The organism is Pedobacter sp. A2324, assembly GCF_059693705.1.
In genome coordinates this window covers 414,489-426,800 of the sequence record NZ_JCASSK010000004.1, presented here as the reverse complement: position 1 = coordinate 426,800, position 12,312 = coordinate 414,489, and the positions used below count along the sequence as shown (strand labels likewise).

Sequence of the window (12,312 nt, the reverse complement as noted above, 5' to 3'; positions counted from 1 at the left end):
ATATATTACAGTTTATCCCACCAGATGCGGGTCATAAAATCATCAGCTCCCTGACGGGCGATAGCAGCATCAAGCGATGCGCGGTTTAAATTCTGCTCAGAAAGCGGGTATAACATTCTTCTGAAGATCCTGCCTCCCGTTGCATTACCCACATACACAACCGGTACTAAAGCCGGGTAACCGGTTCTTCTGTAACTGGCAAAAGCCTCCTGCGCGTCCGGAAAGGCAGCCAGCCAATACTCGGTGTAAATCTGCTGCATTTTAGCCTCAAAAGTTCCCGCTGTATTGAACGGATGGTACTTGATATAGGTATTGATCTGCAAATCGCTGATAATGCCATCCGCCGGTGCGATAATTGCCCATTGCTTCATGGCAGCCCGGATACCTGTTTCGTATAGCGTAGCTGCAACACCACCGGTATTCCAGCCCCGCAAAACAGCCTCTGCCAAAAGGAAATTGGTTTCAGCGGTGGTATAAATCAGTTTTGCACCACCCTGGGCGAGCACTGTTTTCTGGTTGGGCTCAGAATAAGTCACGAAATCAGCAGGTTTGGCGCTTAAGGTAGCCGGCATTCCCTTTTGTACCGCCAGTGAAGTATCTGGAACACCATTTACATAAACAACCGATAGTATACCTAAACGCGGATCCTTGTTGTTTTTCATATAGGTAATAAATGTATTCTGGTATTTCCCACCCTCCGCATTGCTCACACCATCAGCCTTAATATAATCACTGTTATACAAACTTAAAGCAATCGGGTTTTTGTTAATATCCTGCCCGGCACTCATATATGTAATTTTAGCAATGTCAGCATCATCAGTAATCACACCGCCAGCTATCGCTTTCTTCACCCAGGTTTCAGCTAAGGCAACATCTACTTTAGTTAAGCGCATGCCTAAACGAAGCATGAGTGAATAAGCAAATTTTTTCCATTTAACGGTATTACCCGCATAAATCAAATCAGCCTGACCGAAGGTACCTTTAGCTGCATTTAAACTTAATGCCGATTCGTCCAGTTCCTTAAGCAGGTCCAGATAAATGCTCCGCTGTGCATCGTAAGCAGGTTTATAGTTCGAGTTGGTATAGCCTTGGGCCGCTTCAGAATAAGGAACATCACCATACAAATCGGTAATGCGGCTAAAGCAGTATGCTTTCCATATTCGTGCAGCAGCCAGTAAATTTACCTGCTCCGGATTGTCTTTCACGGCATTAATTACCAGTGCAAGTTCATTAATTTCCTGATAATAAGCATTGCTGAACTGCGCCGCAGATTGCTGACTCTGACTGGAAACATACTTTGAACCGAAACCAGCAACATCATTGAAACTCGTCGTGTATTGCATGGTACCCAATAACAGATTAAGATTATTCTTGGCTCCGTCATATTGCGCTTTCGTGAAAATGAAAGCAGGCTGAACAGATGTTGAAGATTCAGGATCAGTATTAATTTCCTGAAAGTCTTTTGTACATGATGCTAAAAGCGTACTTAATAACACTACGCAAGCAGCTGATTTATATTTATTTGTAAAAGTTTTCATCGTTCATTATTAAAATTTGACCATTAAGTTTAAACCAAAGGTACGTGTGCGTGGTAATCCGATTGATTCGAAACCCTGTGCATTACCATTTGTATAACTCGATTCAGGATCGAAATTGTCGGTTCGTTTATAGAAGGTCAGGATATTCCGCGCAACGAATGAAATACTCGCCGATTGTATCTTTAAGAAATCCAGTTTTTTAACCGGAATATTGTAAGATAAAATGGCCTGACGGAGCTTGATAAACCCTCCATCATGCACAAACAATTCAGAATAATTACGCATATCATTGTAGTAGGCACGCAAATCGCTTACCGGAATTAAAGCAGAATACGGATTACCGGCCTGGTCAACACCTGAAATGGTTAAGCCATTTTCCCGACCGGGTAAGGTGCTCTTCATTAAACCCAAACGGGTAGCGTAAACCTCCTTAATCGAAAATACTTTATTTCCAAATTTACCATCAATCAGAAAACTCAGGTTAAAATTACCGAACCTGAAATCCTGAGTTAATCCCATGGTTAAAGGCGCTACGCCATCTCCAAGTTCCTGTAAACCTGTTGCAACCGGACGCTTCGTTGCTGAATTATATACAATATCCCCCGCGTTATTCCTTAATATCTTAGTCCCCACTATCGTTCCATAAGAACTACCAACCGTTTGATTAATGTAACCCCAGTTACCTACAGAAGTGGCCATTTGAAAAGTATTAGTACCTTCAACCAGCTTAATCACTTTACTTTTATTGTAAGCAACATTATAGCTGATGTTCCAGCCAAATTTATCACCCTGAACAGGAGATCCTGTTAATAAAAACTCAACTCCTTTATTACTCAGTTCACCAACGTTCAATACAGCATTATTATATCCTGAAGTAGATGAGATGGCTGCATTGAGAATGTCATCACTGGTTTTGCGGCTATAGGCCGTAAAATCTAAACCTAAACGGCCTTTAAACATTTTCAGTTCTACACCAGCCTCGTAAGTGGTGGAGGTATAGGGTTTCAAACTCGGGTTGGTAATGTCGTTAGTCGTCACATTCTGGAGCGGCTGTCCGGCACTTGGAACATTACTGTAACTTAAATTAATTTTATACGGATCGGCAGCGCCACCACCTACTTCAGCCCATGATGCACGGACCCTCAGAATATCGATGGATGAAGGAAGCTTAAACGCATCAGAAACCACAAAACTGCCCCCGACACTTTGATATAATATACTGTTGTTATCAGGACTTAAAGTAGAAAACCAGTCATTACGTGCCGTATACGTTAAAAACAAAATGCTTTTATAATCTACGTCAGCCGACCCGAATACTGAATTTGTTCTCATTCTTTGATACGTAGGAATGGTACTCGCAGTAGCCAGGTTTTTATAGCTGTAGAAATATGGAATGGTAAAAGTATTTCCATCCATATTCAACTGTTTATTTTCGAAACGGCGGCTGTTCGCTCCACCCAAAATGGAAATTCCGATTTTATCAGCAATGCGGTTTTTATAATTTCCCGTAATAAGTGAGTTTGTCTCCGAAACGTCCGATTTAATACCCGAATACTGACCCTTAGGAATATAAATATCCCCCGTTGGCAAAATATTCACATAGTTATAGTTGTAAAAGTCGCGGCTGATTACCCCCTTTAACTGAAAGTTCTTAACAATATCATAGGTGATAGATCCCTGGCCTATAAATCTGTTCTTCACGTCATTTTGCTGATATTTGTTCATCACAAAATACCCGTTTGTAGCAATACCGGCATCGTTCCACGGGGTTTGATTTCCCGCAGCATCGTAACCTGGGGCCAGCCAGCGCACATCTACCGTATTGGCTACTTCATACGGCGTCCAGTTCGGGTTACCCAAAGCGTCCCCCGCCAAGGTTCGTCCATAACCTCTTTCCAGGTTGTATTGGGCCAAACCTTCAACTTTGATCTTATCAGTAATCTTTGCATTGATATTTAAGTTGGCCGTTTGTCGTTTAAATTTAGTTGTAGAGATGATCCCTTTGCTATCTAAATCCGATAAAGATAAACGGTAAACAATGCCATCAGTACCGCCCGAAAAAGCAACGGTATTCGTAAAGTTTGTACCTGTAGAATAAAAGTTATCGATGTTATTTTTAACTGCGCTATATGGATGGGTCAATCCGTCTGCAGCCACATAATCAGAACCGTCTATCTTCGCTCCAAATGACAAACGACCCGTTGCAATGGCATCATTCTTAGTCATCGGCTTTACTCCGTTTAACCCCTGCCCATATTCATACTGGTAATCGTTATCGTTAATCGCATTTTCAATTGTAAACGTCGAATTGTAATCTACACCAATGCCTTTTTGCTTGGTTCCTTTTTTAGTGGTAATTAAAATTACACCATTACTCGCACGAGAGCCGTATAAAGCCGCTGCAGTACCGCCTTTCAATACGGTTATACTTTCAATATCATCGGGATTGATGCTGGAAATTCCATCTCCCCTGTCAACGTTTGTTGCCAGTCCGTTTGTAGTCGCAGCACCCCCTGGTACACTATTATCAATCGGCATACCATTCACTACGTATAGCGGTTGATTGTTACCATTAAATGAACCATTACCACGGATAATTACCCGGCTCGACCCACCCGGACCGGTTGACAAACCAGTAGCATTCACACCAGCAATTTTACCGGTTAAAGCGTTGGCAACGTTATTTTCCCTGGCTTGAGTAAACTCCGATCCTTTCACTTCTGTAACGGCATAACCCAATGCTTTGCTGTCACGTTTGATTCCTAAAGCCGTAACCACCACATCGTTTAAGCTGCTGGCACTCTCTTTCAACTTCACACTCACAGGCGATTTGAAATCAGTTACCGGAACTTCAAGCGTTTCATAACCTACCGATGCAATGCTTAAAATGATGGGTTTTCCAACCAGTTCGTTTGGGATAGTAAGGCTGAATTGTCCCTGTGTATCAGTCGATGCACCCGTCTTGGTTCCTTTAATATAAACGGTCGCGCCGATCAATGCAAGGTTGTCGCTGGCTGAAATCACTGTTCCTTTAATCACATCAGCTGCATTAGCCACTGTGGCATTTACAATGATGTACTGCGAATCACTGATCTTATTGAAATCAAGTGTTGAGCCATCCAGAGCAAAAGTTAAGGCCGTCTTGGCATCTCCAAACGCCATCAGTTGTGTTTCAGTAAGGTTGCTGTCTTTGTTCTCCAGAATGCCAGCCTTGTAAGCTATTTTAATATCAAACCGTGTTTTAATAATTTGTACGGCATTTTTAAGTGATATTTTATTAGTATTAATGGTTTGCGCTTTTACGCCGTTCGCATGGGCCACGTTGCGGGCCATCAGCTGGGCCGAACAAAATAACGTACACGCGCAGAGCATCATAGTAAGGCAGCCGTATTTAGCCACCCTCCTAAGGTAGAGTAATCTCATAATCCTGTTTAGTTTAGGTTTTGTTGGTTAATTCTTTTGTTGTTTCTATAGCCAGGATAGGATTCAAGCACTTAAATCCTACCCTTACTACTGGGTAATGGTTATTTTCTTATTGTGTGTTGTAATATTTACATGCAAGGTGGTCGATAAAATCTGAAGCAGTTCTTTAACACTGCCTACATTAATTTCTCCTTCAACCCTGAGCCCGTTGAGCTTCTCATCGCCCAAAATAACATCGTAGCCCAGGTCGTCTTTTAATACGCCGATCATCTCTTCCAGACTGGCATTTTCAAATACCAGCTGACGGTTGATCCAGGCGGTTAAATGTTGCGGGTTAACCATTTTCTGATGAACAAGACTGCTTTCGCCACCATACTTTATCAGGTCACCAGGCTTCATCACAAACTGCTTCCGGTTTTGGGCTTCGTCATCGTAATCCACCCTGATCTTTCCCGTCAGCAGCCCTACACTGGTTTTTTCATGCCTGCGCTTTACATTGAAGGTGGTTCCTAATACTTCAATGTTCATGTCGCCGCTATGCACGATAAATTTTTCTGAGGGCTTGATATTGTTCGTATCAATGTTGATGTGCTTAACCTTAAATAACGCTTCACCGTCAATCCAAACTTCCCTTGCCCCCTGGCCAAAGTCTGCGGCATAACTGATTTTCGAATTACCGTTCAGCGTTACTTCCGATCCGTCAGGCAAAGTGATGGTTTTGATCATGCCATAATCGGTTTTTACCGCATCCTTATTCCAAAAAGTAAAGTAAAGGACAGCCGGTAAAATCACTACAGCGAAAACTGCAGCAACCCTGAAGAAAGTGGAGAAAGAAAGTTTTTTGACTGTTGGCTGGCTTGCCGTGATGGTCTCAGCTATTTTTTCGAAAACAGATTGCTGGGCAGCATCGTTGCTAAATACTCTTTGATTGCGATAAGTGGAAATGGTATCGAATGCCGCAAGAGCTACTTTGCTTTTATATGGATATTCCGCTCTGAATTTTTCCCAGGCCACTAAATCCGAAGCATTTTGCCCAATAACAAATGCCACGAAGACATCATCGTTCAAAAAATCCTCAAAAGTATAATGTGTAAATCTAGAAAAATCCATATCAGCAAGTTATTATACTCCCTATATACATGAACCCGCCTAAATTATCCCTACTTTTTTTTAAAAAAAATTAATTAATTTCTAAAAGTGCTTTTTTAGAAGCGAAAACAGTCAAAATCATCATCAAATCAACCAGTTTAACACGTTCCTGAAGTTTACCAATGGCCTTATACAGCAGTTTATAGGTAGAACTGATATTTAAATTCATGATATCTGCAGCCTCTTCATAACTCAAACCCTCATAAAATCTCAGATAAATAATTTCCTGTTGCCTGGCAGATAAGGTTTGAATCGCTTCCTTTAACTTCCTCTGTAAGTCTTTTTTCGACTCATTGGCTATAAAAACCGTATCAAACGATACTTCGAAGTTGAAAGGATAATCTTCATCGGACTCTATCTTTACAAAGCGCTGCTGCGTTTCCATCTTCCTGAACAATAAGTTCCGCAGCGATTTATAAAGATAATTTTTAACCGAAACCGGATCCCCCAGCTGACTTCTTTTGGCCCATAGATGAACAAAAAGATCGTGTACTGCATCCTCAATCAGGCTTACATCCCGGGTAAATTTATAGCCATAGTTATTAAGCGCCTTAAAATGAGCATTATAAAGTTGCATATAGGCATTCCAATCGCCCTCCTTAAAGGAGCTCCATTCCATACTACTGGTTTCGTGATGTTGGACTTTTTTTAACGGCATAAGGATATTTCGATTTACTAACATAATAAAATTAACCTACTAAAGAAATAGAATGGGAAATTAGTTCACGCTCACCTTACTCCTGAATGCTGAACCAGGCCAGTCTTAATTTCGAGCTTGCTGGCCCCCTTTCTATTTCTGCAGTTAAGACATCTTTTGCACGGAAGTAAATCGATTTAAACTAAAATTACAAACCCGTAAAGATAAAAGTAACTTAACCTCCCCTTTACACACGTCCCCTAGCTTTGCAGCAATTCCAAGGAAACCGATAACAAATTTCCCTTTTTAACTAATTACTAATTAAAATGAAAAAACCTTTACTGTCTAGGCAGAAGGTTGTGGTTTATGCTTCCATTGCATGTATGCTCTTGAACAATATTCCCGCCTCTGCCGCGACTAATGTGAATTTACCAATTAACAATCATGCTGCCGATAAGCTTGCCACAGGAACCATTAGTGGAAAAGTAGTCGACGAAAAAGGAGAACCCCTACCCGGAGCCAGCATCCTGATCAGGGAATTAACTAAAGTAGTACAAAGTGCTGGCGACGGATCATTCAGTGTAAATGTTCCGGCAGGTACCTATAACATCTCTGTTTCATTTATTTCCTACACCACACTCACTTTCAATAAAGTGGTGGTTAAAGACAATGAAAACACGCCTTTAAGCATTACCCTGAAAGGCGAATCAGGCACACTCAACGAAGTGCTGGTAGTAGGTTACGGTACGCAAAAAAGAGAAAATGCCACGGGGGCCGTGGATCAGATTACCGCAAAAAGTATCGAAAACAGACCAATCACCAACCTTTCACAAGGCCTGCAGGGTTTGCTGCCAAACCTCAACCTGAAAATGATGGATGGTAAGCCAACGCAGTCACCCAGTTACAACATCAGGGGAACAACCTCTATTGGCCAGGGTGGTAATGCCTTAGTGCTGATCGATGGTTTTGAGGGCGACCCATCACTGTTGAATCCAAACGACATCGAAACCGTATCCATTCTTAAAGATGCGGCCTCAGCTGCCATTTATGGTGCAAGAGGTGTATTCGGAGTAGTTCTAATTACAACAAAAAAGGGTGAAAAAGGACGTACCAGCGTTTCATACACCTCAAACTTTGCCTCTAAATCTCCCATCGTACGGCCTGATCTGGTAACAGACGGCTATACCTGGGCAAAAATGTTTGCCGAAGCATTTGTAAATGGCGATGGTGCCTTTCCACAAAATGCCAATAAAACACAGGTGTTCTCTCAGGCATATCTCGATGAATTTAAAAGACGCGTGGAATCCGGACAACCCTACAGTACAATCGACGTTAACCCAACTACTGGTCAGTATACTTACTATGGCAGTACCGATTATTACGGCGAGTTGTACAAAGACAATACTAATGCTTTCGAAAATAATCTATCTGTAAGTGGCGGAAGTGACAAGGCCACATTTCTGGTATCTGGTCGCTTTTTAGATCAGGACGGATTGTTCAGATACAACAGCGATGACTATAGCATGAAAAATATCCGTGCCCGTGGAACCATTCAGGTTTTCCCATGGCTGAGCGTAGAAAACAATGCAGATTATTCAGTAATGAATTACCACAACCCAATCAACGTAGGTGAAGGTGGTGGAATCTGGAGAAATATTGCAGATGAAGGCCACCCTACCATGCCCTTGTTTAATCCCGATGGCTCACTTACATTCTCATCTGCCTACACCGTAGGCGATTTCTTCTATGGCAAAAATGGAATCGATACCAAACGTGCCGTATTCAGAAACATTACCGGATTAAGAACCAATTTTTTCAACAATAAATTTCGCGTAAACGCCGATTTTACATTCCGCAATACCAATAACAATATCGAACAAAAGCGGGTTCAGGTACCTTATAGCAATTCCCGAGGGGTAACAGCCTTTGTAGGTACCACCACAAACGACTTATTATTCGATACCCGGGAAACCAATTACATCGCTACAAACATTTTCGCTGAATTTGAAAACAAGTTCGGAGCAGACCACTACCTTAAAGCAATGGTGGGTTACAATTATGAGCAGTCTACCTACAACCGCGTAGCCGTTCAACGAAACGGGATCATTTTCGAAGACGCTACAGATTTAAACCTGGCCTTAGGGCAAGCAATTACCACGAATGGTGGCTATGAGCAATGGGCAATCCTTGGCGGCTTCTCAAGGTTGAACTACGGCTTTAAAGACCGTTACCTGATTGAAGTAAATGCACGCTATGATGGATCATCAAAATTTCCGTCCAATCAACGTTACGGATTTTTCCCTTCTGTATCAGCCGGATGGAGAATCAACAAGGAATCATTCTGGAAGGTATCTGATAAACTTATTTCTGACCTCAAAATCAGAGCATCTTATGGCTCATTAGGAAACGGTAACATTGCGTCCTATGCTTTTCAGGATCAGTTCAATGTGACACAATCCGGGGTCATACTAAACGGCTCACGCCCGCAAACAACCAAAAACCCGGTGGTTCTACCAGATGGATTAACCTGGGAAACCTCTACCACCACCAACGTTGGCTTAGATTTATCCATGCTCTCCGGACGTTTGAATTTCACTGGCGATGCCTATGTGCGTAAAACCACTGATATGTTTACCACCGGACTTACCCCTCCGGCAGTATTCGGCGCTAATCCTCCAAAAGGTAATTATGCCGATTTAACCACGCGCGGCTGGGAAGCCTCAATATCCTGGGCCGATAGAATTGGTAATGATGAGAAACCATTTAAATATAACATCCGACTCACACTGGCGGATAACAAAACAAAAATTGATAAATACAATAACCCGGATAAACTGTTAAGCGATTACTATGAAGGACAAACCCTTGGTGAAATATGGGGTTATGAAACCGAAGGATTCTTTATCGATGCGGCAGATATCGCATCACATGCTAAACAGGATCCACAAATGCGTGCCTCTCCTTCTGGTCTGTGGTTCCCCGGTGATATTAAACTGAAAGACCTGAATGGTGATGGCTTTATTAACGTCGGCGAAAATAAGGTAGGTAAATCGGGCGACCGTAGAATCATCGGAAATTCAGCACCAAGATATATGTATGGTGTAAACCTGGGTGCAGAATGGAATAACATCTCCTTCTCAGTTTTCTTCCAGGGAGTTGGAAAACAGCAATGGTACCCGAGTACGGAGAGCGAAATGTTCTGGGGGCAATACAACAGGCCATACAACAACATCCCAACCTTTCATTTGGGAAACATGTGGACGCCAACCAACACTGATGCCTATTTCCCGCGTACCATGTCAAGGGCCGCGTCCAGCAACACCAATCGTACGCTCGGTGTAGCACAAACGCGCTACCTGCAGAATGTAGCCTATATCCGTATGAAGAACTTACAGGTGGGTTATACCTTACCAAATAAATGGGTTAATAAAGTAGGTGCACGTTTTGCCAAAGTATTCTTCTCAGGCGAAAACCTCTTCACTTACTCACCAATGTACAAAATCGTAAAAAACACAATAGATGTGGAGAATGCCGTGCCTTCTGATCAGGATTTGAATGCCGGTAATACCAATGGTGATGGCTATAACTATCCTTTAATGAAAAGTTTCTCACTGGGTTTAAACATTGGATTTTAATTAAGGATCATTACACAATCAATATGAAAAAATTATCTATATTCTTTTTATTGGCCTGCACAGTACTCGCGGCCTGTAAAAAGCTCGATCAGCAACCCGAGGCTACACCCACAAAACAAGCTGTTTTTGGTACCGAAAACGGATTGAAATTATATACCAATTCCTTTTACGGAATGGATTTTATGCCGAAAAACTCCACGAGCAAAGATGCCATGTCTGATTATCTGGCTGTAAAAGCAGTTGAAGATTTTATTCGTGAAGGTGGTTTCAGTGCAAGCAACAGCTCTGGATGGACCTGGACCGATTTAAGAAACATCAACTACTTTATCCAGAACTGTAACGATCCCGCAGTTCCGGCAACTATCCGCAATAACTACATCGGTATCGCACGCTATTTCAGGGCTTACTTTTATATGGAGAAAGTAAAACGCTTTGGCGATGTGCCCTGGATTAATAAAGCCTTAAACGCCGACGACCCTCAGTTATATGCAGGTCGCGATAAGCGCGAACTAGTGATGGATTCAGTATTGGCCGATCTTAACTTCGCTATCGCAAACATTTCAGCTCAGGATGATGCCAGCCGCACAACCATTACAAAATCGGTAGCCAGTGCTTTCAAATCAAGAGTATGCCTTTTCGAAGGTACTTTTAGAAAGTATCATGATGAGCTTGGTCTTACCGCTACAGCAAACAGATGGCTACAGGAAGCAGTTAATGCTGCCGATCAGATTATCAAAAGCAAAACTTATTCTATCAATACCAACGGAGGCCCCGGTGTTTCTTACCGACAGGTATTCAACAGCAATACCCCTATTGTAGGCGAAGTAATCCAGTCTGCGGTAGCCGACCTGAACCTGGGTGTACTTAATGAAGCCAACTGGTGGTGGACAAGTGGTACCTACGGTGCCAAAGCCAGCTTCACGCGCACCTTTATCAATACCTATTTAAATCTAGACGGAACGCCTTTCACCAACAACCCGGCTTACCGGACCATGTTGTTTAAAGATGAAGTAAAGAACCGCGACTTGCGCCTGAAACAAACCATCCGTCTGGGTGATTATAAAAGAATTACAAATGGGGTGGCAGTGCCCGCTCCTCCTGTTTTCTCTTACACCTTCACAGGCTATCAGCCCATAAAATGGACACTTGATGATACCTATTATGATGCTGGTGCCTTAAATACCAATGCCGTTTCGCTATTCCGTTATGCAGAAGTACTTTTAAACTACGCCGAAGCAAAAGCTGAACTCGGAACATTAACGGATGCCGACTGGGCGTTAACGGTAGGTGCATTAAGGTCGAGAGCAGGAATTACGGCAGGCCTAACCACCAAACCTACAATAGTTGATCCTTATCTGGTTGCTAACTATTTCCCCGGTATTAGCGATGCTACTATTCTCGAAGTGAGAAGAGAACGCGGTATTGAACTGAGTCTTGAAGGTCTTCGTTTTGCGGATTTGTTAAGATGGAAAAGAGGCCCGCTAATGGAACAGGAATGGAATGGCTTTTATGTTCCGGCTTTAACTACCCCTCTCGATCTAAATGAAGATGGCGTGCTCGACGTAGCTTTTTATCAGGGAACTATTCCCGATCCACGTGTAAACGGCGTAACTTATGTCAATGTTTCAGCAAGAGTAGGTACAGCGGTAAACTCACAACTACTCAAAAACGGTACATCAGGGGAACTAACCTGGATGAATGAAATCCCTAGAAAATGGAGCGACCGCAATTACTACTACCCGATTCCATTGAATGATTTGCAGCGTAATCCCAATCTGAAACAGAACCCGGGATGGCAATAGAATATAACGGGATGGCAGAAGATGCCAGCCCAATCGATCTGCAATTAACGCGCTCAAAAAAAAATCCTGTAAGCAAAAACTTACAGGATTTTTTTGTTAAGCAACCTGGATCTCATTCATCCAATGAC

General features: G+C 42.5%; 6 protein-coding genes. 2 read left to right on the top strand and 4 right to left on the bottom strand.

Features of this window, described 5'->3' with window-relative positions; genetic code table 11:
• Positions 1 to 5 precede the first annotated feature (5 nt).
• The 4 genes from AC570I_RS14435 to AC570I_RS14420 all read right to left on the bottom strand — a co-directional run bounded on the left by AC570I_RS14435 (position 6) and on the right by AC570I_RS14420 (position 6,768).
• Positions 6 to 1,538 carry a SusD/RagB family nutrient-binding outer membrane lipoprotein gene (locus tag AC570I_RS14435; RefSeq protein WP_497405985.1) on the bottom strand — a complete coding sequence of 511 codons (1,533 nt, stop codon included), beginning with the start codon at positions 1,536 to 1,538 and terminating at the stop codon, positions 6 to 8.
• 9 nt (positions 1,539 to 1,547) lie between these two features.
• The gene (locus AC570I_RS14430) at positions 1,548 to 4,961 is read right to left on the bottom strand and encodes a SusC/RagA family TonB-linked outer membrane protein (RefSeq protein WP_497405984.1); all 3,414 of its coding nucleotides are present in this window, start codon (positions 4,959 to 4,961) and stop codon (positions 1,548 to 1,550) included.
• Positions 4,962 to 5,048: 87 nt separating this feature from the next.
• Complete coding sequence (locus tag AC570I_RS14425) at positions 5,049 to 6,071, bottom strand: FecR family protein (RefSeq protein WP_497405983.1); 1,023 nt, start codon at positions 6,069 to 6,071, stop codon at positions 5,049 to 5,051.
• Positions 6,072 to 6,141: 70 nt separating this feature from the next.
• Positions 6,142 to 6,768, bottom strand: a complete 627-nt coding sequence (locus AC570I_RS14420) for an RNA polymerase sigma factor (protein ID WP_497405982.1) — start codon at positions 6,766 to 6,768, stop codon at positions 6,142 to 6,144.
• A 305-nt stretch (positions 6,769 to 7,073) separates the two neighbouring features.
• On the opposite strand from AC570I_RS14420, the gene AC570I_RS14415 reads away from it, so the two are divergent.
• Positions 7,074 to 10,382 carry a SusC/RagA family TonB-linked outer membrane protein gene (locus AC570I_RS14415; RefSeq protein ID WP_497405981.1) on the top strand — a complete coding sequence of 1,103 codons (3,309 nt, stop codon included), beginning with the start codon at positions 7,074 to 7,076 and terminating at the stop codon, positions 10,380 to 10,382.
• A gap of 23 nt (positions 10,383 to 10,405) precedes the next feature.
• Positions 10,406 to 12,184 (top strand): RagB/SusD family nutrient uptake outer membrane protein, encoded by a 1,779-nt coding sequence (locus AC570I_RS14410; RefSeq protein ID WP_497405980.1) that lies wholly within the window; start codon positions 10,406 to 10,408, stop codon positions 12,182 to 12,184.
• The last annotated feature ends 128 nt before the right edge of the window (positions 12,185 to 12,312 follow it).

What these genes read in the sequence shown, in the direction of transcription:
- AC570I_RS14435 (WP_497405985.1), bottom strand. Translation starts at nt 1,538, where the DNA reads ATGAAAACTTTTACAAATAAATATAAATCAGCTGCTTGCGTAGTGTTA.
- AC570I_RS14430 (WP_497405984.1), bottom strand. Translation starts at nt 4,961, where the DNA reads ATGAGATTACTCTACCTTAGGAGGGTGGCTAAATACGGCTGCCTTACT.
- AC570I_RS14425 (WP_497405983.1), bottom strand. Translation starts at nt 6,071, where the DNA reads ATGGATTTTTCTAGATTTACACATTATACTTTTGAGGATTTTTTGAAC.
- AC570I_RS14420 (WP_497405982.1), bottom strand. Translation starts at nt 6,768, where the DNA reads ATGCCGTTAAAAAAAGTCCAACATCACGAAACCAGTAGTATGGAATGG.
- AC570I_RS14415 (WP_497405981.1), top strand. Translation starts at nt 7,074, where the DNA reads ATGAAAAAACCTTTACTGTCTAGGCAGAAGGTTGTGGTTTATGCTTCC.
- AC570I_RS14410 (WP_497405980.1), top strand. Translation starts at nt 10,406, where the DNA reads ATGAAAAAATTATCTATATTCTTTTTATTGGCCTGCACAGTACTCGCG.